The organism is Asanoa ishikariensis (assembly GCF_900107455.1).
GTDB classification, from domain to species: domain Bacteria; phylum Actinomycetota; class Actinomycetes; order Mycobacteriales; family Micromonosporaceae; genus Asanoa; species Asanoa ishikariensis.
Genome location: NZ_FNQB01000003.1, coordinates 1,010,782 through 1,035,133 on the forward strand (window position 1 = coordinate 1,010,782; position 24,352 = coordinate 1,035,133).

Below are 24,352 nucleotides of genomic sequence, written 5' to 3' on the forward strand. Positions count from 1 at the left end.
GTGGCCGTCCGATATCGCAATAGCGGCTCCCGGTGCATTCTGCCTCGTGGGGCTAAGGAGGTCTCGTGGCCAGCAGCGCATTCCACAAATGGGTCCAAGATGGTCGGCCCTGGCGAGATGCCCGTCCCATTGCCGAGACCAAGGTGCTGCTCAAAGCCGCGCACCCGGGCACGGTGGTCGGCGTCCCCGTCCTGAAGCTCACGATGGGCGGGATCCAGGCCGACAAAACACACCTGGAAGCCGCGACTCCGAAGGACCACACGCCCTACTCCACTGACCCTTGGCCCGACCCGCTGCCGGCGACACCGGGCGGCTATGTGGTGTGCGCCATCGACTACATGGACGGCACGGGCGGCCTCGACTGCGGGGCGTTGTTCCCCCGCTGGCTCGAGGACTGCAAGGCCGGCCGCCGGCCGTGGACGAAGTATCTGATCTGGGAGGGCAAGAGCTACGGCTTCCGCACCGACTGGGAACCGCATGACGCGAGCGGCCACTTCGACCACATTCACGAGTCCGTCCGCACCGACTGGATCGCCAGGAGCATCGACGGCTACAACCCGTTCGTCGAGAGCCGCCAACTCCCGGAAGGCGACCTGACGCACATCAAGGCGCAGGAGAGCGGCGACCCGAAGTTGTACTAGGTCCTCAGCGTGACCGACAGCGCCGGGTGGTCCGTGGTGCCCGCCATGTCGATGACGCTTCGCCGGCCCGGTCCTGCCGCACCTGCCACGGCCACGTGCTGCAGACCGCCGTCCGAGCCGTCCGCGTACGCGGTGGGCAGGCAGGTCGAGAGGTCGCCGAGGTTGAAGTCGCCACCGACGACGACCGGGCCGGGGAACGCCGTCGCCACCGTGGTGAAGAAGTGGCGGCACTGGGCCAGCGCGATCAACGGGCTCGTGCTGACCAGGTGCGTGGTGCAGGCGATGAACCCGCGCGCGGCCGGAGCGCACAGCCAGGCCCGGCCCTCAGGACCGACCGGATCCTGGATCGGGTACGTGTCCCCGTGCCCCATGCGGTCGGTCGGGCGGCGGACCAGCAGGCCGATCCCGTACGGCTCACCGTCGCGGCAGTGGATCGGGTCGCCGACCCGCCGGTCGATGGCGGGCTGGAACGAGACTGCGGCGCTCGGTCCCACCGCGCGGGCCAACGTGTCGACGTCGTCGCGGCAGATCTCGTTGAGCGTCACGACGTCCGGCCGTTCGGCGGCGATCACGTGCGCCGCTTCGGCGACCGCGCGGCCGGTGTAGCACCCGGCCCAGCCGCTGTTGCACAGGTTCATCTGCAACACGTGCAGACCCTGCGGTGCCTGGGCGTCCAGCGCGGCGAAAGCCAGGCCGGCCACCATTCCCAATGTTGCCAGGTAGCGGTTGAAGCGGTGCGCGATCATCGTCCGCCTCGCAATCCCGTCGGAGGGCTGCGAGCCGGCTGCGTCGCGCCTAACCTCTATTCGCCGCCGCGCCGGTGAAGGATTGCCCAGAGTTTCACAGGTCGCGCCGGCGGAAGGCGAGGCCCGCCAGACCGAGGACCAGGGCGACCCAGACGGCCGTCCAGGCGAGGTAGGTCCACGTGAGCGACGAGTCGCTCATGAACGGGTGCCCTTGCATTCCCGGGCCGAGGTTCATCAGGATGGCGGGGTCCTGGAAGGCGTTCATGGCTCCGCGCCACAGGCCGTCGGTCGGCAGCAGCACCCGGGACACCGCGCCGATCCGCTCCACGCTCTCGTTGTCGAGGGCGTGCCCGACCCCGCCGACCACGCCGGCGATCCAGGTGGCACCGAACAGGCCGACCGAGACGATGCCCGACGCCATCGGCGAGATCACCGCTGACAGCAGCAGCCCGAGGGTGAGCAGCGCGGTGGTCTGTGCGGCGAGCAATGCCAACCCGGTCGCCGGCGCCGGCGGCCAATAGTCCATTGTGATCCAGACGATCAGGAATTGGGCCAGCCCGGCCACGGCGACGAAGCCGCTGCCGAAGACCGCCAGGCCCAGCCATTTGCCGACCAGCACCGAGCCGCGGCGGACCGGCCGCGCCAGCATCGCGAGGGCGGCACCCGACTCGATCTCGCCGGCCAGTGTCGGGCCGGCCAGGAACGCGGTGCCGAGCGCGGCGATCAAACTCAGCCCGAACATCACCAGATTGAGCACAATGGACGCTGCCAGCCTCGCCTCGCCGCTGGTGAGCCCGCCGAACTCGGCGTCGAGCCGGTAGAACCCCCACGCGCTAAGACCGAGCAGCACGAACGTCATCACGGCCAGGGCCCGCAGCACCTTCCGGCGGGCCGCCTCCCGCAGCGTCAGGGCGGCCATGGTCAACACGATCATCGGTGCTCCTCGGTGCCGGTACGCAGGATGTCGAGCAGCCGCTCCTCGAGGCTGATCCGCCCCGCCTCCACGGCGTGCACCCGCACCCCGAGCTCGACCAGGTCGGCCACGAGGTCCGGCACGATGTCGGCGTCCGGGTCGGCTGGCAGAGCGACGGTGAACAGGTCACCGTCGCTGGTGACCTCGCCGGCGGCCGCGAGCCGGGCGGACGCGGCGTCGTCCACCTTGTCGAGCCGCAGCCGAAGCTCGCGCTGCCCGAGCAACTCGGCGAGCGTGCCGGCGGCGGCGATCCGCCCCTTGTCGAGGATGACCACCCGGTCGCAGACCCGCTCCACCTCGCCGATCAGGTGCGAGTTGAGCAGCACGGCGACGCCCCGGGACCGCAGGGAGAGCATCAGGTCCCGCACGTCGGCGCGACCGATCGGGTCCAGCGCGCTGGTCGGCTCGTCGAGGACCACGAACTCCGGCCGGGCCACCAGCGCCACGGCCAGCCCGAGGCGCTGCTGCATGCCCTTGGAGAAGCCGCCGACCCGGTCGCCGGCCCGGTCCGCGAGGCCGACCAGGGCGAGGCATTCGCGGCGTTCGGCAGCGGGTACGGTCGCGCCGGCGAGCCGGACGTGCAGGTCGAGCACCTCGGCGGCGGTCAGCCACGGCTGGTACCGGAACAGCTCGGGCAGGTAGCCGACCTTGGACCGGGAGTGCGGGTCGCGGGCCGGCCGGCCGAGCAGCAGCACCTCCCCCGCGTCCGGCCGGACCAGCCCGAGCAGCATCTTGATCACCGTGGTCTTGCCGGCGCCGTTCGGGCCGAGCAGCCCGAGCACCTCGCCCCGGCCGACCGTGAACGACACGTCGTCGACCGCGGTCCGCTTCCGGTAGCGCTTGCGCAGGCCCGAACACCACACGGCGGCGGTCGGCGGCAGGTCCGCGAGGAGCTGCTCGGCGGTGGGTGCGGCGCTCATCGCGGACCCATCCCGCGGGCCACCGCGAGCACCTCGTCCCCGCTCAGCGGACCGGCCACGGCGGTGACGACGGTGCCGTCGAGCCAGAGCACGGCCGCCATCGTGCGGTCCCTCGACGTGAGCAGCGTGGCCGGCACTCCCCCGACCTCGGTGGCCGTGCTCTTCATGTGCTCGACCGACATGAACAACGGCAACGTCGTGCCCTCCGCGGAGAAGTTCTTGAGCTGCGCGGCGACGTTCGCCGGCAGGATGGGCAGGGACAGCAGATAGTCACGGGCTGTTCCGAAGGGCACCCCGGTGGAGTACGCCGTCGGCGTCACCGCGCGGACCACGACGAGCCCGGGCGTCGGGCGCCCCTCCCCCCACATCGCGGCCAGGCCCGGGCCGGCGGTCAGCCGGAACTGGCTGCCGTCCAGACCCGGCGGCGGTGGCGGCAGGGTGTGCCCCTTGGCGCGGGCCGTCTGCTCCGCGCGCTCGGCCGAGTAGGTGAACAGCGCGCTCGCCCGCGCCCCCACGTGGTAGGTCGGCTCGCCGCTGACCCCCTTCGGCAGATCGGTCACCCGTGGCACGGTCAGTCCCGTGGCCTTGGCCGCCGCGGCGGCGTCGGTGACCTGGCGGATCTGGATCGGCTCGATCGGCGTGAGCTCGCCGAACTCGTCGAGCTCCGGGATCTTGATCAGGTCGGCCTCGGGCGCGGTGACCGGTGCGATCCGCTCCGTGCGGAAGATCTGGAGCCAGTCACCGGCGGCCGCGGCGCTGGCCCCGGCCAGCAGGGCGGCGACCCCGATCGCGGCGACCAGCGGGCTGCGTATGCGCCACCGGCGAGCGGGTGCTTTTCTCGGCCGCTCCCGCGTCGCGACGGCGGTGGAGAGCCGCTGCCAGCCGGCGTCGACGTGGGCCGTCAGGTCTCCGCTGAGTGCTTCGGTGGCGACGGCCGCGTCCCGCTGGGCCGCGGCCAGACCCGCCCGACACTGCGGGCAGCCGGCGACGTGCGCGCGGTCGGCGTCGGCGACACCGGCCGGCTCGTCCAGGAGCCGGCGCAGCGTGCCGTCATTCGGATGACGCATGACGGTTCAACTCCTCCCGAAGGGCGATCTCGGCGCGCCGCACGGTGGTGCCGACGCTGCCGGGCGAAAGATCGAGGGCGGCCGCCACCTCCGCGTAGCTGAGGCCGCTGTGCCGCAGGACGAGGGCGACCGCCTGCTTGCGGGGCAGCCGAGCCAGCGCCGCGCGTACCCGCCGACGCTCGTCGAGGGTGACCACCGCGTCGGCGACGTCGGGCACGGAGGTGACGCTGTCGCGGGCGGCCACCTCCCGCACCGCGCGGCGCCGCCCGGAGCGCAGGTGGTTGAGCGCGGTGTGCGCGGCGGCGACGGACAGCCAGCCGAGCGCCTCACCGGCAGGAACGGCGGACCGCCCGAAGGTCAGAAAGACCTCCTGTGCGACGTCCTCGGCCTCACTCCGCGACCCAAGCACCCGGGCCGCGACGGCGACGACACGGGGGTACGCGGAACGGAACACCTGTTCGAGATCGGCCCGAACGGCTTGCGGCCTCGAAACCACCACGCCGCCCTTCCGCCCGGCCAGCACGTCAACGTCCACACCCTGAGAGCACCACCGCGGCCCCGGATGTGACACGGCTACGTTCTACGTCGTGCGGGCCATCCTCGTGATGCCGCCCAACACCCGTGGCGTGCGACTTCGATACACCGCGACAGGATCGCACGCGACGCCGTTAGTCCCGATATGGATATGACGCAGGAGGTGCGCCGCGACCTGTCGGTGACCAGGTCGGTGGCCGGCGGGCTGATCGTCGTCTGCGCGCTCGGCGCCGCCGGCTCCGCCGCCGTGCCGGGCGTGAACAACAGGTGGTACGGCACCGAAACGCTGCTCAGCTGGATCTATCCGGGCGCGATCTGGCCGCTGTTGGTAGCGCTCGCCGGAGCCGGCCTGGTCGTCATGAGACGGCCGGGGTGGGTCCGGGAGGCCGCCGTGGTGGCCGCGATCGCCGGTGCGCAGGCCGCCGGGTACGGCATCGTGGCCGCCAGAGACTGGTTCAACGCCTGGGGTGCCGGCGGCATGGCCACCCACAACCTCGCCACGGTGGTGACCTTCGCGGCCTCGGTCGCCATCTGTGCGACCGTCGCCATCTGCGTGGCCGTCGGGCTGCTCTGGCAGGAGCCCAGCGACTGCCGCACGCTGCTGCGCCCGGCCCGCTTTCGGCCCGTGGCCGTCGGAGCCGTCGTGGCGGTCGGGTTGCCGCTCGCACTCGGCGCGGCCTTCCGCGACACGGACATCACGAGCCTGGGCCAGTACGCGCTGACCTACTCGCTGCCGTGGGGCGCCGCACTGGCGGCCACCGGATGGCTCGACCGACGTGCCGCCATAACCGCACGAACGACGGTCGCCGTCTCAGCCGTCCTCGCGGCGCTGACAGTGGATACGGCTGTCTACGGCTGAACCGCCCGGCGGTGGCATCTCCTGGGAGCCCACATGTTCTTCCATGTACGCACATGCGAAAACACGTCGGCTCCTCGAACACACCTCGGTCCCCGCACGACACCTGGGCTTTCGGGCCCGGGGTGTGCAGCGCACTCCCCGGGCCTTTCCGCATTGACCGACGTGTCAGTCCGGGAGACCGATGGTGATCTTCCATTCCTTCAGGGCGCGGTCCTTGGTGACGTCGAGCTGGGTGTACGGGTCCTGCGCCACCAGGGCCTCCGCGCTGGCGAGGTCGTCGGCCGCCAGGACGATGATGCCGCCGCTGAGGTCGGCCAGCGGGCCCGCCAGCACGAGCGCGCCGTCCGCCTTCAGTTTGGCCAGGTGCTCCAGGTGGTCGGGGCGCTTCTCGGCGCGCAGCGGGGTGTCGTTGTACCCGTACGTGAGGATGAAGTGGGCCATCTGCTTTGTAGCCTTTCGCTAGCGGGGTCAGAGCCCGTAGACCCGGCGGGCCGTACGGGAGAAGACGTCAGCTTGTTCGTCCTCGGTGCGGTGGCGCAGTGCCTGCTTCCACGCGTGGGTCAGCTCGGCCGAGGTCGTCCACAGCTTCTCGACCGGCAGGTTCGTGCCGAACATCGCCCGCGACGAGCCGAATCCGTCGAGGACCTCGTCAGCGACGAACCGGATCAGGTCAGGGTCGACGCGGTGGACGAAGGTGCCCTGGCCGGTCAGCTTGACCACGACGTTCGGGAGGGCCGCCAACTCCCGCATGCCGGCCCGCCATGACGCCACCACGGCCGGGTCGGTCTGGTCGGTGAGCATTCCCGCGTGTACGAGCACGAACGTGACCGACGGGTTCGCAGCCACGAGCTCGGCCGCGTCGTGCATCTGGCCCGAGAACACCTGGAGCTCGAACAGCCAGCCGAGGTCCGCCAGGGCTGCGATGTTGGCCCGGAAGACCGGGTCCTTCATCGTGTCCGGGCCCGAAGCGAAGCGGAACTCCGGGCGTTCGTGCCAGTGGAGCTGTAGGCGCGTGCCGACCACGAGCCGGCTGATCGCCTGCTGCTCCCGCATGACCTCAACCGCGTCTTCGGCGAACAGGTCCGCGCAGCCCACCATGGCCATCGGCCAGCCGGTGCGCTCGTTCAGCTCTGCGATCCAGCGGACCTCGTCGACGACGCGGTCCAGCGGCCAGTTCGGCTGCACGTACACCGATGTCCTGATGCCCGCCGCCGCCGCGTCGTCGCGGTACTCCTGGATCAGGTAGTCGCGCCGGATCGGTTCGTAGGGTCCGAAGATCCGCGGGACCATCGGCCCGGACAGCCACGGCATGTCGGCCTGGCGCCAGACATGGTGGTGCGAGTCGACGATGTCGCCCGCGTACAGCGAGCCCTCGGACAGCGAGCCCTCAGACATGCGCGCTCCTTTGCGTCGTCGCGAACTTCCCACGCACCGCGGTCAGTGCTGTTTCCAGACCGTCCACCCCGGTCAGAGCATCGAGATCTGCGAGTACGGCCGACATCCCGCGCGTCAGCGGCCGGTAGGCCGGGTCGCAGGCCAGCGGCGACCACCAGCTCAACTGGGCGGCGAGCAGGGACAGCCGGCGGGTGGCCGCGACCATCGCCGTGCAGTCGCCGCGTTCGAGCCCGTCGGACAGGACGAGCACGAGGGCGCCGCGGGCCAGGTTCGCGTAGTCGTCGAGGAACGTCGCCAGGCTCGTGCCGATCAGGGTGCCGCCGTCGGCGTCGAGCACGACCTGGGCCAGTGCGGCGAGCGCACCATCCACGTCGGACGTCCGCAACGAAGGGGTCACCCGGGTCAGCCGCGTCCCGAAGGTGAAGACCTCGGCCCGGGGGCAGGTCGCGACGACGGCGTACGCGAACCGCAGGTAGTCCGCGCTGTGCTGCTTCATCGAACCGGAGACGTCGACGAGCAGGAGCACACGGCGCTGCCGCTGCGGGCGGTGGCGCCAGTGCAGCCGCATGATCTCGCCATGGGTACGCCGGGACTCCAGGTAGATCGCCCGCAGGTCCACCCGTTGCCGGCGGCCACCGGGGCGCCGGCGCCGGGACCGGGTCGTCGGGACGGCCCGGGGCAGCTCGCGGCAGAGCTCCCGGATGAGCTCGTGGGAGCGCGGTGTGGTGGCCGCGAAGCGCCGCACGCCTTCGGGGCTGACGTTGCTGGCCGCGAGCCCGTCGGCCCCCGCCGCGTCGGCCACGACGTCCTCGGCCTCGCCCGATCCAGGCATAGAGGTCGGCTCGTCCTCGTCCGCGCTCTCGTCGGCGGGCTCGTCGGTGACCACCAGGGCGTCGGCGGCGGTCAGGCCGAAGAACCGCCGGAACACCTCGTCGTAGACGTGGCGCTCGGGCTCGGAGGTCACCAGGGTGGCGGCGCCGATCCAGTACAGCTGGCCGGTGGTCGACGGCGCGAGGGTCTCGATGCCGGCGAAGAACTGGCTCTGCTTGTCGGCCGGGACGCGCAGGCCGCCGTCGTGCAGGCCCCGAAGAAAACCAAACAGGTGGTTTTCCGTGCGGGCGATCAACTCAGCGGTCGTCATCGCCGAAGACCTCAGCCGCGCGCGCCGAGACCAGTGCCCCGTCCTCGGCGTTCTTGAGCACCAACCCCAGCGACGCGCGCAGGGCGTCGGTCCATTCCGCGCCCTCGTCGGCCAGGGCGAGCGAGCCCTGCGCCCACGCGATGGCCTCGGCGATCCCGGGTCGCTTGAGCGGCCCCAGGGAACGGATGACGTTGACCGACCGCACGAGCTGCGCGGCGCTGCGGGCGCTGAGCCCGGGTGTCTGCGCCTCGACGATGGCCCGCTCGCGCTCCGGGTCCGGGAACGGGATCCAGTGGTAGAGGCACCTCCGCTTGAGCGCGTCGTGCAACTCCCGGGTGCGGTTGGAGGTGAGCACGACCAGCGGGGGCACGGCGGCCGCGATGGTGCCGACCTCCGGGATGGTGATCTGGAAGTTGTCGAGGAACTCCAGCAGGAAGGCCTCGAACTCGCTGTCAGCCCGGTCGATCTCGTCGATGAGCAGCACGGCGCCGGCCTCGCTGCGCAGCGCGCGCAGCAGTGGGCGTTCGAGCAGGAACTCGCCCGCGTAGAGGTCGCCGACGGGAGTGCCCTCGACCTCCGCGGCCCGCAGGCTCAAAAGCTGCTTGGGGTAGTCCCACTCGTAGAGCACCTGCGAGACGTCGATGCCCTCGTAGCACTGGAGCCGGATCAGCTCGCGGCCCAGGGCGTCGGCCAGCACGTGCGAGATCTGCGTCTTGCCGACGCCCGGCTCGCCCTCGAGCAGCAACGGCCGGCCGAGGGCGATCGCGAGCCGGACTGCGGTCAGCAGTCCTTCGTCGGCGAAGTACCGTCGGTCCTTGAGTTGTTGGCTGAGGGCGGTGTGGTCGAGCAGCATCAGGCGACAGGCTCGCCGTCGCGGAGGGCGTCGAGTCCACGTAGGACCGACTCCGGGGTGAACGGCATCGTCGTGAGGCGCACACCGCAGGCGTCGAAGATCGCGTTCGCGATCGCCGGGATCGGGGCGTTGGCGGTCATCTCGCCGATGCCCTTGGCACCGAACGGTCCGTTGGACGCCGGGCGCTCCAGGATGACGCTGGTCTGCTCCGGGATCTCGCCCGAGCCGGGCATCAGGTACTCCGAGAAGTCGACCGGTCCGTGTGCCCGCGACGCCGGATAGTACGGCTCGGTGGACTCGAAGATGGCGTGCGAGACGCCCATCCACGCGCCGCCCTCGACCTGCTGCGTGGCCATCGCGGGGTTGAGCGCCCGGCCGATCTCGTACGTGTTGTGCAGGCGCAGGACGGTGACCACACCGGTCTCGTCGTCTACCTCGACGTCGGCGACCGTGCACGCGTGTGCCTGGCACGAGTCCGGGTCCATCTCGCCGGTCTCCGGAACCGGGTAGCTGCGCTCCTTGAGGAACATGCCCCGCCCGGAGATGGACTTGCCCTGCTTGAAGTGGGCCGCCAGCGCGATGTCCGAGATGTGGATCTGCTTGGCCGGGCTGCCCTTGAGCCGCACGTAGCCCGAGCCGTCGGTCTCCAGGTCGCCGGCGTCGACCTCGAGCTCGTCGGCGGCCACCTGGAGCATCACCTCGCGGGCTTCGCGGGCGGCCATGATGACCGCGTTGCCGACCCGGTGGGTGCCGCGGCTGGCGAACGTACCCATGCAGTGCGGTCCGGTGTCGGTGTCCGCGGTGTCGACGATGATCTGCTCCATCGGCATGCCCAGCGTCTCCGCCGCGCACTGGGCGACGACGGTCTTGAGTCCCTGTCCGAGGTCCACGGAGGACAGACTGATCACGAAGCCGCCCATGGTGGTGGCGTGGATCAGGGCCTGCGACGGGTCACCGCCGAGGTTCATGCCCGTGGGGTAGTTGACGGAGGCGTAGCCGCGGCCGTACAGCAGCGTCATGCTCCGGCTCCTCTCGGTGTGGACGACGACATGGCCCGGTACTCCTCCGGTAGCTCGTGCCCGACGAGCTCGGCGGTCCGCTGGATGACTTCGATCAGGGCGGTGCCGGAGGCGACCTTGCGGTGGGCCTTCATATCGCCGTCGCGGTAGGCGTTGCGCAGCCGGAACTCCAGCGGGTCGATGTGCAGTGCCCGCGCCACCTGGTCCATCTGCGACTCGATGGCGAAGTCGGCGATGGTGACCCCGAACCCGCGCATGGCGCTCGACGGGGTCCGGTTGGTGTAGACGCAGTGGCAGTCGGCATAGACGTTCGGGATCGTGTACGGGCCGGGCAGGTGCGCGGCGGCCTTGGTGGCGCCGTAGGGCGAGTGGCGTGCGTACGCGCCGGCGTCCACATAGAGCATGATCTTGCGGGCGATGATCCGCCCGTCGTTCATGACGCCGTCCTTGATGTAGATGCGCTCGGCCGCCCGGGGCGACGAGACCTGCATCTCCTCCTCGCGGCTGTAGACGAACTTGACGGGCCGGTTCGTCATCGCGGCCGCGATGCAGGCGAGCGGCTCGACCATGACGTCGACCTTGCCGCCGAAGCCGCCACCGACCGTGCCGCCCTTGACCTGGAGGTCGGTGAACGGCCGCTTGAGCGTCAGCGCGGTGTTGTCGAGAGTGAAGAAGGCGGCCTGGGTGTTGCTGTGGATCAGCAGGCGGCCGCCGCTCTGCGGCACGACGATGCAGCCGGTGGTCTCGGTCGGCGCGTGCTCGATCGGGGCCGAGCTGTAGCGCCATTCGAAGATGTGGTCCGCCTCGGCGAAGCCGGCCTCGACGTCACCGAACCGGATCCGGCGTGCGTGGTGTCCCTCGTACACGAAGTAGTTCGTGCCCGCCCGCTTGAAGACGGGCGTGTCCGGGAGCATCGCCTCCTCGACGTCGAGGACGGCTTTCAGCTCGGTGTAGGTCACCTTCACCTTGCTCGCGCCTTCGAGCGCGGCCGCCTCGGAGTCGGCCACCACGGCCACGATCGGCTCGCCCTTGTAGAGGACCCGGTCCTCGGCCAGCACGGGCTCGTCGTCGGGTCCGATGCCGATCAGCCGCAGGACGCCGTACCAGTTCTCCGGAACGTCCTTGTACGTGATGACCCGCAGGACGCCCGGGACCTTCAGCGCCTCGGAGTAGTCGACGTCGTTGATGAGCGCGTGGTGGTGCGACGAGCGGTGGATCTTGAGGTGGGCCAGGTTAGGGAAGGTCCGGTCCTCCATGAACTCGGTGCGCCCGGTGACGTGGCCGAGCGCGTCCGACCGCTGGACCGCGGTGCCGATGACTTTGAAGTCCGACGCGCGTTCGTCCCTGAAATATTCTGTGTCGATGCGTGCCATCAGCGCGTGGCCTCCTGCTCTGCCGTGCCCGCACGATCGCGGCGGCGCCGCGCCGCCTCGAGGATGGCGCTGACGATCGGCGCGTAGCCGGTGCAGCGGCACACGTTGCCGCTGATCGCCTCGTTGACCTCGTCTGCGGTCGGGTCGGGATTGCGGGCCAGCAGCGCCTCCGCGGACATGATCATGCCGGGCGTGCAGAAGCCGCACTGGGTGGCGAATCCGTCGACGAACGCCTGCTGGACGTCGTTGAGCTCCTGGCCGTCGGCCAGCCCCTCCACCGTCGCCACGGCGGCGCCGTCGATGGTGGCCGCGGGCACCAGGCAGGAGACCACGGGCGCTCCGTCGAGCAGGACCGTGCACGAGCCACAGGCGCCCTGTGCGCATCCGCGCTTGGCACCCATCAAGCCGAGCTGTTCGCGCAGGGCGAGCAGCAGCGTGGTGTCCGGCTTGGCCATGAACGCCTGGTCGACGCCGTTGACCTTGACATTGACGATCCTGAGGGGCATGGGGTCTGTTTCCCTATCAGCGGCCGAGCAGCGCTCGGCGGAGGTGGACGGGGAAGACGCGGGTGCGGTACCACGCGGAGGCGTAGGCGTCGTCGGCCGGCTCGATCTCGCCGCGGCCGGCCTCCCCTGCCGCGCGCACCGTCTCGACTGTCAGCGGTTGGCCGACGAGGGCCGCCTCGACGGCGTGCGCCCGGATGACGCGCGGGCCGACGCCGCCGAGTGCGACTCGGGCACCGGTGACAATCCCGTCGGACTCGGTGACCGTGGCGGCGACTGTGACCAGGGAGGCGGAGTTGTAGCGGCGGCGGGCGGCCTTGACGTACTTGAAGGTGCCCGGCTGCGGGCGCTCGAAGGTGACGGTCGTGACGAGCCCGGAAGGCTGGTCGCCCAGCTCTTCCACCGACAGCTCGCGGCTCCCGGTGTCGTCGACGAGCGTGACCCGGGCGTCGAGCGCGACGAGCGCGACGGCGAGGTCGCCGTGTGGCTGGCGGGCGAACAGGTTGCCGCCGACGGTGGCCAGGGTGCGCACGGGCGTCGAGGCGATGCTGCGTACGACCGCGTTCAGGTCTGCCAGTCGCTCGTCGTGTTCGACCTGCGCGAGGGTGGTCGCGGCGCCGAGCTCCACGGTCTGGCCGTCCACGCGGATGCCGGCCAGCCCCGTGCGCCGCAGGCTCACGAGCTCTGTCGGCGGCGAGGCGTAGTCGTTGAGCCACGGCAACACACTGGTCCCGCCGCCGATCGCCGTGGCTCCTCCGGCTATCAGCCTCACCGCGGCCGAGACGTCGTCGGGGACGTGAACCTCGGTCAACATGCGCGCCCCCTTTATCGATATCGATAATGAACGTATACGGTCTCTCCTATGTTGGTCAACGAGTCGCCGACGGCCCGCCCGTCGAAGCCGACCCTGAGCGAGAGCATCCGGGACGGATTGGTGGAGCTCATCGTCTCGGGTGAGCTCAAGGCCGGCGAACGGCTCATCGAGACCCGGATCGCCGCGGACTTCGGCACGAGCCAGGCCCCCGTACGCGAGGCCCTGCGCGAACTGGAAGGCCTTGGCCTGGTCGAGAGCCGCCCGCGGCGCGGGCGCCATGTGCTGCCGTTCGTCGAACAGACGATCCGGGAGGCGTACGTCGTGCGCGCGGCGCTGGAAGAGGCCGCGACCCGGCTCGTGATGCTCAACGACCGGCTTCCCCGCGATGCGATGCGCGCCGACGTCGACGACATGTACCGGTGCGCGGCCGTGGACGACGTGCGGGCCATGGGCCTCGCCAGCGCGCGCTTCCACCGCCGGGTGGTGCTGGCCGGCAGCAACTTCCTGCTGGAGCGGGCCTGGGAGGGTCTGCAGATCGAGTCGCGTACCGCCATCGCGCTCGTGGTGACGAAGCCTTTGTTGTCGCACGTCGCCGACGAGCACTCCGAGCTTCTGGCGGTGCTGGAGTCCGGCGATGTGGAGGCGGCCTGCCTGCACACCCGGGCACACCAGTGGGCGTACGCGGACCTCCCCCACGACATGCACGGCGCCGCCCGGGCGGTGCGCTTCCCCTAGTCGGTGTTGAAGGTGCGTCGATAGGCGTCCGGCGCCACGCCGACCGTGCGGTGGAAGTGTCGGCGCAGCGTCGTGGCCGTGCCCATGCCGGCCGCCTCGGCGATGGCGTCGATGCTGTCGTCGGTGTTCTCCAGCAGCTCCTGTGCCCGGCGGACGCGCTGTGTCGAGAGCCATTGCAGCGGGGTGGTGCCGGTCGCCGACCTGAACAGGCGGGCCAGGTTGCGCGAGCTCATGTTGGCGTGGCGGGCCAGGTCCTCCACGGTCAGCGGCTGGTCGAGCCGGGTCATCGCCCACGGGAACAGGTTGGCCAGCGGGTGGTCGTCGCGGGCGGGCACCGGTGTGGTGACGAACTGGGCCTGGCCGCCGGCGCGGTGGGGCGGCACGACCAGCCGGCGCGCGACGGCGTTGGCGACCGTCGAGCCGTGGTCACGCCGGATCAGGTGCAGGCACAGGTCGATCGCGGCGGCCTTGCCGGCGGAGGCGAGCACGTCGCCGTTGTCGACGTAGAGCACGTCCGGGTCGACCGTGACCCGGGGATAGCGCTCGGCGAGCACGTCGGTGTGGGCCCAGTGGGTGGTGGCGCGCAGGCCGTCGAGCACCCCGGCCTCGGCCAGCACGAAGGCGCCGGTGCAGAGGGAGACCAGCCGTTTGCCGTTGGCGTGAGCGGCTCGGACGGCGTCGATCAACTCGGGTGGCAGGTCCGCGTCCACGTCCTCCACGGCCGGGATGATGACCGTGTCGGCTTGGGCGAGGTGGTCCAGCCCGGCGTCGGGTTCCAGGCGGAACCGGCCGACCCCGGTGGGGCCCTGGCCGCAGATCATCAGGTCGTACCACGGGTCGGCCAGGCCCGACGGGTCGCGGACGAAGATCTCGCAGGCCATCGCGATCTCGAAATGCAGCATCCCGTCGGTGGCGGCGAGCGCGATCGTGGTCATGTCCGAAACTGTACGGTGCTTGTCGTTCCAGACACTCCCCCGGGGCCGGCGGTTGCTGGAGGATCGTCCTTGTCAATCTTGCTTGGAGGGGTTCAGATGGTTTCGGTGGCAGTGTTCGGCGCGTATGGACACACTGGACGGTTCGTGGTGGCGGAGTTGATGTCGCGCGGGTTCGACCCGCTCCTCCTCGGTCGTGACGCGGCCAGGTTGGCGGCACCGGGCCTCCCGTGGCGCGTCGCGTCGGCTGACGACCAGGCCTCGCTCGACGCGGCGTTGGCGGGCGCGGTCGCGGTCATCAACTGCGCCGGCCCCTTCGCCTCGACCGCCGCACCCGTGATCTCGGCGGCGCTTCGTGCCGGGATCCCGTACGTGGACGTAGCGGCCGAGATCGAGGCCAACGTCGACACGTTCACGCACTTCGCCGAGAGCGCGGGCGTCGCGGTGGTGCCGGCGATGGCGTTCTTCGGCGGGCTGGGTGATCTGCTGGTCACGACCGCGATGGGCGACTGGACTTCGGCTGACTCGGTGGACGTCGCGTACGGGCTGAGCAGTTGGCATCCCACCCCGGGAACGCTCGCCTCCGGGACCGTCTCGCGGGATCGACGCGCCGGCCAGCGGGTCCGCTTCACCGGGGGCAAGCTGGAGTACTACGTCTCCTCGGCAGAGTTGCCCAGGCAGGAGTGGGACTTTCCGGCGCCGCTGGGGCGCCGCACTGTGCTCGGCGACTTCACGATGGCCGATGTCGTCACCGTGCCCAGCCATCTGCGTATCCCCGAGGTGCGCACGTACATGACCGCCGGTGCGGCCGCGGACCTGGCTGCCCCTGACGCGGCCGGGCCAGCCGCGGTCGACGACTCTGGACAGTCGGCGCAGACCTTCACGGTCGACGTCGTCGTGCGCCGCGGCGACGATTCGCGGCGCATCGTCGCCAGCGGCCGGGACATCTACGCGTTCAGCGCACCGCTGGCGGTCGAGGCGGTCGTTAGGATCCTCGACGGTCGGACACGGACGACCGGCGTCGCCTCGGCCGGTGCGATGTTCGACGCTCCTGACTTCCTTCGATCGTTGTCCGCGCACCTGCGGATCTCGTGACGCGCGCGCCGGCAGGCTGGGCGCCCAGCCTGCCGATCGCTCCTACTTGGACAGTCCGAACCCACCGATCGCCGCTGTGAGGTTCTCGGCCAGCAGCTTGCGGATCTCGGCTCCCTGCGGCGTGGCCCAGTCCTTGGCGAGCTCACCGAGGATCGCGGCCGTCGTCGTCAGCTTGACGCCGGCCTGCGCCATCCGCAGGTTCGCCGCGTTGTCCGAGATCTCGAACACCGAACCGCCGGCGTCGAGCACCGCGTACACGTCGTACCCGGCCTCCTTGGCGCTGATGGCGGTGTAGATCAGGCAGCCGTCGTTGGTCGTGCCGGCCATGATCAAGGTCCGGCGCCCGGTCGCCTCGACGGCGCGACGGAACTCAGGGTCGTCCCACGAGTCGATGATGCCGGTCCGCTTGACCCGCTTCGCGTGCGCTGCGGGGTGCAGGTCGGCCAGCTCCGGGATCCACCAGTCCTTGTTGTCGTCCTCGGTGCTGCTGGTCCAGACGTTGGGGAGGCCGAGGACCTGCGACGCCTTGACCAGCGTGACGCTGTTCAGCTTGGCCGTCTCGGGCTCCTGTGTCTTGATGAACCCCATCGAGATGACCTGGTGGTCGATCAGGATCAGGGCGCTGTCCTGCGCCTTCAGGTTGGTCATAGTTGATTTCTCCTTCTCTTAGTCGCACCCGTCCGGGGTGCACACGCCGTCGGCGCCACCGACCACCGGCAGCGGGTTGCTCTCGTTCCACGCGCGGTCGATGATCGCGCGCAGGTCGCCGGCCCCGATGGCCCCGGGCACGGCGAACCGGCCGTCGAACACCAGGAACGGCGCGCCGCGGGCGCCGAGCCGCAGTGCCTGGCGCTGGTCGGCGTCGACCCGGCCCCGGTAGCGACGACTGCGCAGGGCTTCGGCAGCGCCCTCCAGACCCACGTCTGCGGCGAAATCGAGGACCTCGTCTTCCGTCCACAGCTTGCGGGCCTGCCCGAAGTGCGCCCGGAACATCGCCGTCCAGACCTCGTTGCCGCGGCCCTGGTCCGTCGCGTACGCGAGCAGTTCGTGCGCCAGATCCGTCGGTCCGAGCGTGCGGTCGACCGCGCGGTAGGGCGTCAGTCCCTCCTCCTTGGCCTGCCGCTCGATCGGCCGAAGGACCTGGTCCACGGTCGTCGGGGGTGCGCCGGCCATCTTGATCAACTCGCGCTGCGTCACGCCCTCGCGCGGCAGGTCAGGATGGAGTTGAAACGACCGGTGGATCACCTGGACCCGATCGCCGTACGGAAGCCGGCCCAGCGCCTGGTGTATCCGGTGGTCCATCAACCCGCAGTACGGGCAGACGATGTCCGACCAGAATTCGATCTTCATGGCACCCACCTCAATTCTCACTTTCCGTTCGTAGCCCCATGATGCAGAAGAATCGTGGAGCCACAAAAGGCACATGAATGTGCCTAAACAGCGGGGTGGGTTAGATGTGCCGGCGGTCACTCGGATCGGAGGACGGCCGTCGGTCCAATAGGGACGTTGCACTTCGGTCCGGAGACCGTACGATCGGCGCAGCCTCGCCCTCGTATAGGAGTTTGTGCATGACGATCTCGGATGCCGACCTCACGGCACAGCTGCAGCCCGACATCCCGCACGCGGCCCGCATGTGGAACTACTGGATGGGCGGGACCGACAACTACCCCGCCGACCGTGCGGCCGGGGACGCCGTCGCCGGGGTCTATCCGGAGATTCGACTGATGGCCGGCCAGTCGCGCCAGTTCCTGACCCGTGCGGTGCGCTTCCTCGCCGCCGAGCAGGGCATCCGGCAGTTCCTCGACATCGGCACCGGCCTGCCGGTCATGCAGAACACCCACGAGATCGCGCAGGACATCGCGCCCGAGAGCCGCATCGTGTACGTCGACAAGGATCCGCTCGTGCTCGTGCACGCCCGGGCCCTGCTCGGCGAGGCCGGCTCGAACGACCAGGTCACCTACCTGCAGGCCGACTACTACGAGCCCGAGAAGATCCTCGCCGAGGCCGCGAACACGCTCGACTTCACCCAACCGATCGCGGTGATGTTCATGGGCGTGATGGGCTACGAGCCCGACCTCGCGGTGGTCCGGTCCATCATCGACCGTGTGGTGGCGGCGACGGTCTCGGGCAGCTACCTGGTCTTCTGGGACAGCACCGACACGACACCGTCGGTCGTGGAGGGCGCGAAGAAGCTCGTCGAGAGCGGCGGCGACGAGTACCACCTGCGCAGCCTCGCCGACCTCGGCGCCGTCTTCACCGGCCTCGACCTGGTCGAGCCCGGTCTGGCGCAGATCACCGCCTGGCACGCCGACGACGAGGACCCGGTGCGGACCGACGCGTTCGGTGGGGTGGCCCGCAAGCCCTGATCACCAGTGGCCGCGGTGGACGACCTCGTCGAACGGGCGGCGGTTGGGGCGCTTGACGGGCCGCAGCGGCCGGTCGGCGGGGTGGCCGACGCCGAGCAGATAGGCCACCTCGTGCGTCTCCGGCACGCCCAGGATCGTGCGGGCCCTGGCCTGGTCGCCCACCGCGGAATGCCCCGTGCCGATGCCAAGATCCGCTGCGGCGAGCATCATCGCGTACGTGGCCTGCCCCAGGTCGTACTGGTCCAGCAGCCGCTGGCGCTCGTCGGCCGGCACCGGCAGCACCAACGCGACGGTCGCCGCCGCCCGGGCGATATGGCCCGCCGCGGGCCACACCGTGGCGAGCTCGGCGAGTTGCTGACGGTCGGTCACGAGGACGAAGTCCCAATGCTGACCGTTGGACGCCGACGGCGCCCGCCACCCGGCCTCGGCGATCTGGGTCAACTGCTCGTCAGACACCGGGTCGGAGGTGTAGTCGCGAACATTCCGCCTGGCCCGGATCGCATCCCATGTCTCCATCAGCTCCCATTTTATTTGAATGCCGGCCCGGTAAGGCGGAATTAGGGTCTGGCGATGGACCAGCCGTGGCAGAGCGGACCCCTCTGAAGGCGGCAAGCTACGCTGTAACTGACCGTGCACTGCAATGACCCGGGAGAATTTCATGTCCGACGACGAGAACACCACGCCGGACGAGACGCCGGAGGACGAGGCGGTCGAGGAGACTCCGACCTTCGCCAACCGGGCCGAGCGTCGCGCCGCCAAGGGCAAGGGCAAGGGCAAGACCGGCCAGGCCCATCAGCACGGCGCGGGTGGTTTCACCGGCAAGGGCGGCACCTTCCAGCCTCCGCGCAACTACGGCAGCCGCCGCAGCGGCTGAGTCACATGAAGTTGCGGGTGTGCAGCGCTGACAGTTCCGCAGCTTCGTCGGGTGGGAAACCGAGCCGTTCCAGGCGTTGCCGGCGGCCGTCGTCCATGGCCGCCTGGAGTCGCTGGACTGCCGCGTAGCCCCGGGCTATCGCCGCCGGCGTCCATTCCCCGGCGGCGAGCACGACGAGCGCGTCGTAGACGTCCGCGTTGAGGCCCGCGGTGTCGACCAGGGCGTCATGGCGTCGTTCGACCGCGGCCCGCAGCCGCCCGCGCAGCGTCGGGTCCAGCGCCGCCTGGTGTTCGAGGTGGGCCACCCCGAACGCCACGTGCCGGGCCTCGTCGACCCGAGCCAGCCGGGTGACCTGGCGGGTGACCGGGTCCGGTGCGTGTTCGTCCAGGAAGGCGAGCAACGCCAGGAAAGCGCCCTCGCCCAGGACCGACAGCAGGAACGACGCCAGCGAGAAGTCCGCCTCGAACAGCAGGCTCGTCAGCGAAGCACGACCACCCGCCGACGAGGTGCCCAGCTCGCTGCCCGTCAGCAACGCCCGCCGACTGAAGACCTCGATATGCCGGGCCTCGTCGGCGGCCTGGACGGCGAGGAGCTGCTGGACCTCCCGGAAGTGTGGGTGGATCCGGGCCAGCAGCCGGGCCGGGATCACCAGGGCCGCCTGTTCGTTCTCGACGAGGTACGTCATCACCTGGACGACCGCGGCCTCGATGTCCTCCGGAAGCTCAGTCGCGGCCGACCAGTCGACCGCGACCGCCGGGTCCCACTGGGCCGCCGCGGCGTGCGCGTACAGCCGGGGCGCGAGGTCGGCCCAGACCACGTCACGGTCGGCGATGTCGAACCCGACCGGGGTCGGACCGCCGGCCTCCACCAGCGCGCCACGGGCGGCGAGGCCCCAGTGCGGTGGCGGTCGGCGAACGATGCCGTCCGGGCGGGGTCCACCGGCCCGTTCGGCGCCGGCCCACCGCTGGCGCTCCGCGGGTCCCGGCGAGACCAGGCTGCCGTGCTGGTCGGCCGAAAAGACGTGTCCGCGGCTCCGGCACCACCCGCGCAGGTGCACGGCGAGCGCCGGATCGTGCCCGACGACGTGCAGCCGGTCCCCGGGCGGGAGGCCGCGCAGGGCGCGTTCCACGAGGATGTGGGCGCCCTGCGCGAAACCGAGCCCTTCGAGGTCGAGCCGCGTCATGGTGCGTAGTCGGCCGCCGTGACCTGGCCCTTGGCGTCGTAGAAGCCCGACTGGTCGACCGCCGCCGCCAACTGGGCGTACCCGCTGGTCCGGCCCTCCTGCCAGACCTTCAGCCCTTCGAGGTCGAGCAACGGACGGACCTCGGCGTCCGCGTACGACATCGACAGCAGCAGTCCGACGAACCGGTCGGCCAGATCGGCCGGCGCGGTGTCGACGAGCGTCATGTTGCAGTGGTCGTACGGGGCCGTCTGGGCGATGATCCGCGTACCCGGCGGCAGGGTGCCCTCCTGGGTGAACGCGAGGTGGTTGGCGTCGATCATGCACGCCGCGTCGACCTCGCCGGCCGCCAGCGCACGGGCCGCGTCCCGCTCGCCGCCGACATGGTCTCCGTGCAGCCCGACGCCCACGTCGAACCGGCGGACGGTCAGGTCGGCCGCACCCGCCGCCCGCAGGTGGGCCAACGGGATCAACGTGGCCTGTGGTGAGTCGATCGCACCCACGGCGACGGTACGAATATCGGCCAGCTTCACGTCCGGGCCGGAGCGGACGACGACCACCGACGTCAGGTCGCGGTCGGTGTCGCGCATGGCGGCGGCGCGCACCGTGTGGCCCTCGGCGGCGGCCAGTCGCTCGGCGCGCACCCAGGCCAGGGGCGAGTTCCACGCGGCGTGGATCCGTCCGGCGACCAGGTCCTCGACCTGCCGCTCGTAGTTGGAGTAGAGCACGAAGTCGAACGGCAGCCCGCTGTCACGCAGCCACCGCCGGAAGCCCTCCCAGATGGTGACGACCTTCGGGTCGTACGCCACCGCGCCCATCACGAGGTCCGTCACGGCGCCTCGTCGAAGAGCGGCAGGCCCAGCGTCGCGCGGCCGACGAAGTCACGCAGCGCCGGCGTGGTCGGCGCCATCACCCGAGCGGCCAAGGTGTCCCGGAACCGGCGTTCGACACCGAGCTCCTTGCGGAACGCGGCGCCGCCGCACAGCCGCATCACTCCGTCGGCAACCTCGGAGCTGACCTCCGACGCGACCGCTTTGACCTGGAGCACGCGCAGGGTCGCATCGGGCCGTCCGGTGGCGACCGCGACCAGGGTGTCGGCGAGGAAGGCACGGGCCTCGTCGCCCCGGGTACGCAGTCGGGCGTACTCGGCCCGCGCTACCGGCTGCTCCGCGAGGGTCTGGTCGAGGTGCTCCAGGCGGGTGTTCGTCAGGTGCGTCGCGGCCTCGTCGAGCAGCGCGGTGGTCAGGCCGACGGAGAACGCGGCGTTGCCGGTCAGGAACACCGGCAGCACCGTGCCGAGCGCGATGTCGAGGCCGGCGCCGTCGTCGCCGAGCATGGCTTCGCGCGGCACTTCGACGCCCTCGGCCACGATCGGCCTGGACGCGTTGCCGCGCAGGCCGACGCCGTCGAACTGCCCGGCGACCCGCAGGCCGGCCGTTTCCGAAGGGACGAGCCACAGCGTCATCGGTCCGTCCGCGGCCAGCGGTGTGCTCGACCACACGTAGCTGTCGGCTTCACCGGCCGAGGTGACCCAGCTCTTGCGGGCGTCGAGGCGCACGGTCGTACCGTCGCCTCGTGCCGTGCTCATCGGCGCCCAGAAGTGGCTGCGCGAGCCGGCCTCGGAGAACGCCAGGGTGCTGACGTGCTCGCCACGGGCGATGGCGGCGCGGACCTCGCGGGGGCCGTGTGCCTCCAGCGCGCTGGTCGCGGCGTAGTGCATCAGCACCACCATCGCGGTGGAGCCGCAGGCGGAGGCGAGCTGTTCCACGACGTCGGCCGCGTCGAGGAGGGTGCCTCCCCGGCCGCCGACCTCGGTCGCCGACAGCAGGCCGAGGATGCCCGCCTCGCCGAGCGCGTCGAGGGCGGCGCGGGGGTAGGCGCCGGTGCGGTCCACCTCGGCGGCCGCGGGCGCGATGGTGGTCGCGATGACCGCTTCGAGGGTGGCGCGGTAGTCGGTGCTGGTCGCGGTGCTCAAGCGGGACCTCCTACAGATCGGCGTTTGCCAGCCTAAAGGCCCGTTTGGGGACGTCGCTACACGAAACGCCCGCGTCGGGCCAGCCACACCGTCCGGGTGGTGCGCACGCTGAGGTCGTCTCGGCCGGCCAGTCCCGCGACGGCCTTGTCCAACGCGGTCAGGTCCGATGTGGACAGGCGCCCCTCCAGCCGTTCGCGCATGCGGTGCAGGGTGACCTCGGCGTAGCGTGCGGCGGCGGCCGGCAGCGGTGGCCGCAGGTCGATGTCGAAGTGCCGTCGCGTCACCGCTTCGAAGCCGGCGTGGGTGGCCCGGTCGCCCCAGTTCTCGTGCATGTGCATGCCGGCCTCGTGGCGCAGGTGGGCCACAGCCTCGTGGCCGCGTCGCTCGACCTCCTCGTCGGCGGTGCCGGTCAGGAACAGCGGGAACGAGTCGAGCTCGGCGATCACCAGCAGGCCGCCTTCCCGGAGGGCCGCGTACGCCGAGGCCAGCGCCTGCTTGGGGTCGGCCATGTGGTGCATCGATGAGGCGGCCCAGACCACGTCGGCGGGCCCGAGGTCGGGCCAGGGCTGGTCGAGGTCGGCCTCGACGGTGCGGATCCGATCGCCGAGGCCTGTCTTCGCCGCCTGGTCGCGCAGGTGGGCCAGCATCTCCGGGTCCACGTCGACGGCGGTGATCTCCGATCCGGGCAGTTCCCGGGCGAGGGCGAGCGAGCCGGTGCCGCTGCCGGCGCCGATGTCGACGACGCGGGGGTGGTCGGCGGCCTCGCGACCGACCCAGCCGATCAGCTCGCGGTGGTAGTCGGCCAGGACCTCGGCGTCCAGGTCCAGCATTTCGATCATGTGGTCGTGTTCCATGCGTACGACGGTAGCCGCGCCTTGCTGGTTTGGCATAGGCTCTTGCGTATGAAGCAAGACGATGGTGTGGAGGTCCGGGTACGGCAGCGGATCCGCGGGCTGCGGGTCACCCGGGGCTGGTCGCTGGACGAGTTGGCCGCCGCCTGCCTGCTCAGCCCGTCGACGCTCAGCCGCATCGAGACCGGCCACCGGCGGATCGCCCTCGATCAGCTCACCGCGATCGCCCGGGCGCTGGGCACCACGCTCGACCACCTCGTCGAGTCGGACAGCGACGACGACGTGGTGATCCGGCCCCACCGCGACGAGGCGCGCGGCGTCACCACCTGGCTGCTCTCCCGCGACAAGGGCCAGACGGTCAGCAAGATGCGGGTCAGCCGCAAGGTCCCGGACGACTTGCGCGTGCACCCGGGCCGCGACTGGTTCACGGTGCTCTCCGGCACGATCGTCCTGCGGCTCGGCGAGCGGACGATCCTGGTCGGTGCGGGCGAGGCGGCCGAGTTCTCGACGATGGTCCCCCACGCCTTCGGCGCACACGGCGGCCCAGCCGAGATCCTGTGCATCCTCGACCACGAGGGCGAACGCAGCCACCTCGGCCCGCACGGCGAGGCTCACGCGCACGGCTGATGCGCCGCGGTGGGCCGTCCGGGAGGCTGTCGGGATGATGCCACCCGCCCTGCTCGACCATGTCTCGATCGCGGTGACCGACGCGCGGCCGGTGTGGCCGCTGTTCCGGGGCCAGCTCGGTGGCGAGTGGGCGATCAGCGGCAGCGCGCCGGGCTTCCGGTTCAGCACCCTGCGCTACGCGAACGGGATGTGCCTGGAGCTGCTGGAGCCACATCGGACGGACGAGAACCCGTTCGTGGAGCGGTTCCTGTCGCGCGGAGGGCCTGGGTTGCACCACCTGACGTTCAAGGTGGCCGACCTCTCGGCCGCGGTGGAGGCGGTGACGGCGGCCGGCTATCCCTGCTTTGGCGTACGCACCGTCGACCCGTTCTGGAGCGAGGCGTTCATCCATCCGAAGGACGCCGGCGGCACGCTGGTGCAGCTCGCGCAGGCCGGCCCGGCACCGCTGCCAGCCGCGCCCGATGACCTGCCGCCGGCGGGCGCCACGACGGCCGTGCTGCGGGCGGTCACCTTGCCGGCCACCGAGGAGGCGCGCGCGGTCGGATTGCTCCGGCTGCTTGGTGGCCAGGTCACGGGCATGGGCGAGCTCATCTTCCGCGGGTCGGACGTACGGATCCGGATTGGCGCGTCGGCCCGCCTTGAGTTCACGGGCACCGATGCGGTGACCCGGGTGGCGTACGCCGGGAGCGCGGGGATCCCTTTCCGGGACCCGCACCTGGGCGTCGACATCGTCCTGACCTGAAAACTCTCCGCCGTTCCGGTCTTGGTGAATGGATGATCGGCGCTGTCCGTGTCGGGTCGGCAACAGGGTGCGACCGGGCGGGTCTTCTCCGCGTGGTCGACCGCTCCTTATCGTCCCTTTCTGTGACCGGGACAGGT

29 protein-coding genes are annotated in these 24,352 nt (G+C 70.9%); 8 read left to right on the forward strand and 21 right to left on the reverse strand.

The genetic code is table 11. The annotated features are described in order from the left end of the window. The first annotated feature begins 65 nt into the window (after nt 1–65). Entirely contained in the window at nt 66–641 is a 576-nt protein-coding gene (locus tag BLV39_RS28660; protein ID WP_143049912.1) for a hypothetical protein, read from the forward strand. Here the strand turns inward: BLV39_RS28660 and BLV39_RS28665 are convergent. The 5 genes from BLV39_RS28665 to BLV39_RS28685 form a co-directional block, all read right to left on the reverse strand. Then, nucleotides 638–1,387: an endonuclease/exonuclease/phosphatase family protein gene (locus tag BLV39_RS28665; RefSeq protein ID WP_143049913.1), complete on the reverse strand. Its 750-nt coding sequence runs from the start codon at nt 1,385–1,387 to the stop codon at nt 638–640. The two genes, BLV39_RS28660 and BLV39_RS28665, sit on opposite strands and share 4 nt — an antisense overlap. A 94-nt stretch (nt 1,388–1,481) precedes the next feature. After that, a complete protein-coding gene (locus BLV39_RS28670) occupies nt 1,482–2,321 on the reverse strand; it encodes an ABC transporter permease (protein WP_090799629.1) in 840 nt (279 codons plus the stop codon). Next, the gene (locus tag BLV39_RS28675) at nt 2,318–3,280 is read right to left on the reverse strand and encodes an ABC transporter ATP-binding protein (protein WP_090799632.1); all 963 of its coding nucleotides are present in this window, start codon (nt 3,278–3,280) and stop codon (nt 2,318–2,320) included. Before BLV39_RS28675 ends, BLV39_RS28670 begins: the two co-directional genes overlap by 4 nt. Next, nucleotides 3,277–4,347 carry a hypothetical protein gene (locus BLV39_RS28680; protein WP_090799635.1) on the reverse strand — a complete coding sequence of 357 codons (1,071 nt, stop codon included), beginning with the start codon at nt 4,345–4,347 and terminating at the stop codon, nt 3,277–3,279. Before BLV39_RS28680 ends, BLV39_RS28675 begins: the two co-directional genes overlap by 4 nt. Beyond that, nucleotides 4,331–4,882, reverse strand: a complete 552-nt coding sequence (locus BLV39_RS28685; RefSeq protein WP_239083425.1) for a sigma-70 family RNA polymerase sigma factor — start codon at nt 4,880–4,882, stop codon at nt 4,331–4,333. Before BLV39_RS28685 ends, BLV39_RS28680 begins: the two co-directional genes overlap by 17 nt. A 150-nt stretch (nt 4,883–5,032) precedes the next feature. On the opposite strand from BLV39_RS28685, the gene BLV39_RS28690 reads away from it, so the two are divergent. Beyond that, on the forward strand, nt 5,033–5,740 hold the full coding sequence (locus tag BLV39_RS28690) for a hypothetical protein (RefSeq protein WP_090799639.1): 708 nt from the start codon (nt 5,033–5,035) through the stop codon (nt 5,738–5,740). Between the two features lie 165 nt (nt 5,741–5,905). On the opposite strand, the gene BLV39_RS28695 is transcribed toward BLV39_RS28690, so the two are convergent. From BLV39_RS28695 to BLV39_RS28730, 8 genes are read right to left on the reverse strand one after another with little or no spacing between them, the layout of a single operon-like run. Continuing rightward, on the reverse strand, nt 5,906–6,181 hold the full coding sequence (locus tag BLV39_RS28695) for a YciI family protein (RefSeq protein WP_090799643.1): 276 nt from the start codon (nt 6,179–6,181) through the stop codon (nt 5,906–5,908). A 27-nt stretch (nt 6,182–6,208) separates the two neighbouring features. Next, nucleotides 6,209–7,135 carry an amidohydrolase family protein gene (locus BLV39_RS28700; RefSeq protein WP_090799646.1) on the reverse strand — a complete coding sequence of 309 codons (927 nt, stop codon included), beginning with the start codon at nt 7,133–7,135 and terminating at the stop codon, nt 6,209–6,211. Further along, nucleotides 7,128–8,276, reverse strand: coding sequence for a vWA domain-containing protein (locus BLV39_RS28705; protein ID WP_090799650.1), 1,149 nt, complete (start codon nt 8,274–8,276; stop codon nt 7,128–7,130). Before BLV39_RS28705 ends, BLV39_RS28700 begins: the two co-directional genes overlap by 8 nt. Beyond that, a complete protein-coding gene (locus BLV39_RS28710; protein WP_090799652.1) occupies nt 8,263–9,129 on the reverse strand; it encodes an AAA family ATPase in 867 nt (288 codons plus the stop codon). The genes BLV39_RS28705 and BLV39_RS28710 overlap by 14 nt, the downstream gene beginning before the upstream one ends. After that, nucleotides 9,129–10,148 (reverse strand): xanthine dehydrogenase family protein molybdopterin-binding subunit, encoded by a 1,020-nt coding sequence (locus tag BLV39_RS28715; protein WP_090799655.1) that lies wholly within the window; start codon nt 10,146–10,148, stop codon nt 9,129–9,131. The genes BLV39_RS28710 and BLV39_RS28715 overlap by 1 nt, the downstream gene beginning before the upstream one ends. Further along, nucleotides 10,145–11,521 carry a xanthine dehydrogenase family protein molybdopterin-binding subunit gene (locus tag BLV39_RS28720; RefSeq protein ID WP_090799658.1) on the reverse strand — a complete coding sequence of 459 codons (1,377 nt, stop codon included), beginning with the start codon at nt 11,519–11,521 and terminating at the stop codon, nt 10,145–10,147. Before BLV39_RS28720 ends, BLV39_RS28715 begins: the two co-directional genes overlap by 4 nt. Further along, nucleotides 11,521–12,027: a (2Fe-2S)-binding protein gene (locus tag BLV39_RS28725; RefSeq protein WP_090799662.1), complete on the reverse strand. Its 507-nt coding sequence runs from the start codon at nt 12,025–12,027 to the stop codon at nt 11,521–11,523. Before BLV39_RS28725 ends, BLV39_RS28720 begins: the two co-directional genes overlap by 1 nt. A 16-nt stretch (nt 12,028–12,043) precedes the next feature. Then, nucleotides 12,044–12,838, reverse strand: a complete 795-nt coding sequence (locus BLV39_RS28730; RefSeq protein WP_090799664.1) for an FAD binding domain-containing protein — start codon at nt 12,836–12,838, stop codon at nt 12,044–12,046. A 48-nt stretch (nt 12,839–12,886) separates the two neighbouring features. On the opposite strand from BLV39_RS28730, the gene BLV39_RS28735 reads away from it, so the two are divergent. After that, nucleotides 12,887–13,573 carry a GntR family transcriptional regulator gene (locus BLV39_RS28735; protein WP_090799666.1) on the forward strand — a complete coding sequence of 229 codons (687 nt, stop codon included), beginning with the start codon at nt 12,887–12,889 and terminating at the stop codon, nt 13,571–13,573. Here the strand turns inward: BLV39_RS28735 and BLV39_RS28740 are convergent. Next, nucleotides 13,570–14,508 (reverse strand): helix-turn-helix domain-containing protein, encoded by a 939-nt coding sequence (locus BLV39_RS28740; RefSeq protein ID WP_090799669.1) that lies wholly within the window; start codon nt 14,506–14,508, stop codon nt 13,570–13,572. The genes BLV39_RS28735 and BLV39_RS28740 overlap by 4 nt on opposite strands. A gap of 96 nt (nt 14,509–14,604) precedes the next feature. On the opposite strand from BLV39_RS28740, the gene BLV39_RS28745 reads away from it, so the two are divergent. After that, nucleotides 14,605–15,600, forward strand: a complete 996-nt coding sequence (locus BLV39_RS28745; RefSeq protein ID WP_090799672.1) for a saccharopine dehydrogenase family protein — start codon at nt 14,605–14,607, stop codon at nt 15,598–15,600. Nucleotides 15,601–15,642: 42 nt separating this feature from the next. Here the strand turns inward: BLV39_RS28745 and BLV39_RS28750 are convergent, their stop codons facing one another. Then, nucleotides 15,643–16,248, reverse strand: a complete 606-nt coding sequence (locus tag BLV39_RS28750) for an isochorismatase family protein (protein ID WP_090799675.1) — start codon at nt 16,246–16,248, stop codon at nt 15,643–15,645. Between the two features lie 18 nt (nt 16,249–16,266). Further along, the gene (locus BLV39_RS28755) at nt 16,267–16,950 is read right to left on the reverse strand and encodes a DsbA family oxidoreductase (RefSeq protein ID WP_176985119.1); all 684 of its coding nucleotides are present in this window, start codon (nt 16,948–16,950) and stop codon (nt 16,267–16,269) included. Between the two features lie 218 nt (nt 16,951–17,168). Between BLV39_RS28755 and BLV39_RS28760 the strand changes: the two genes are divergently transcribed. Then, nucleotides 17,169–17,966, forward strand: a complete 798-nt coding sequence (locus BLV39_RS28760; RefSeq protein ID WP_090799681.1) for an SAM-dependent methyltransferase — start codon at nt 17,169–17,171, stop codon at nt 17,964–17,966. Here the strand turns inward: BLV39_RS28760 and BLV39_RS28765 are convergent, their stop codons facing one another. Continuing rightward, nucleotides 17,967–18,482, reverse strand: a complete 516-nt coding sequence (locus BLV39_RS28765; RefSeq protein ID WP_090799684.1) for a nitroreductase family protein — start codon at nt 18,480–18,482, stop codon at nt 17,967–17,969. 142 nt (nt 18,483–18,624) lie between these two features. Here BLV39_RS28765 and BLV39_RS28770 point away from each other — a divergent pair, with 142 nt between their 5' ends. Next, the gene (locus tag BLV39_RS28770; RefSeq protein WP_143049915.1) at nt 18,625–18,840 is read left to right on the forward strand and encodes a hypothetical protein; all 216 of its coding nucleotides are present in this window, start codon (nt 18,625–18,627) and stop codon (nt 18,838–18,840) included. Between the two features lies 1 nt (nt 18,841). On the opposite strand, the gene BLV39_RS28775 is transcribed toward BLV39_RS28770, so the two are convergent. Genes BLV39_RS28775 through BLV39_RS28790 form a run of 4 tightly spaced genes read right to left on the reverse strand, consistent with a single transcriptional unit; the run spans nt 18,842 to nt 22,849 of the window. Next, nucleotides 18,842–20,023: a hypothetical protein gene (locus tag BLV39_RS28775; RefSeq protein ID WP_090799690.1), complete on the reverse strand. Its 1,182-nt coding sequence runs from the start codon at nt 20,021–20,023 to the stop codon at nt 18,842–18,844. After that, nucleotides 20,020–20,853 (reverse strand): phosphate/phosphite/phosphonate ABC transporter substrate-binding protein, encoded by an 834-nt coding sequence (locus BLV39_RS28780; RefSeq protein ID WP_239083424.1) that lies wholly within the window; start codon nt 20,851–20,853, stop codon nt 20,020–20,022. The genes BLV39_RS28775 and BLV39_RS28780 overlap by 4 nt, the downstream gene beginning before the upstream one ends. After that, the gene (locus tag BLV39_RS28785; RefSeq protein ID WP_090799693.1) at nt 20,850–21,995 is read right to left on the reverse strand and encodes an acyl-CoA dehydrogenase family protein; all 1,146 of its coding nucleotides are present in this window, start codon (nt 21,993–21,995) and stop codon (nt 20,850–20,852) included. Before BLV39_RS28785 ends, BLV39_RS28780 begins: the two co-directional genes overlap by 4 nt. Nucleotides 21,996–22,051: 56 nt before the next feature. After that, on the reverse strand, nt 22,052–22,849 hold the full coding sequence (locus BLV39_RS28790) for a class I SAM-dependent methyltransferase (RefSeq protein ID WP_176985120.1): 798 nt from the start codon (nt 22,847–22,849) through the stop codon (nt 22,052–22,054). A 48-nt stretch (nt 22,850–22,897) separates the two neighbouring features. Between BLV39_RS28790 and BLV39_RS28795 the strand changes: the two genes are divergently transcribed. Together BLV39_RS28795 and BLV39_RS28800 are read left to right on the forward strand one after the other, a co-directional pair. Beyond that, entirely contained in the window at nt 22,898–23,473 is a 576-nt protein-coding gene (locus BLV39_RS28795; protein WP_090799700.1) for a helix-turn-helix transcriptional regulator, read from the forward strand. Nucleotides 23,474–23,507: 34 nt separating this feature from the next. Then, entirely contained in the window at nt 23,508–24,215 is a 708-nt protein-coding gene (locus BLV39_RS28800; protein ID WP_090799703.1) for a VOC family protein, read from the forward strand. Nucleotides 24,216–24,352: the final 137 nt, after the last annotated feature.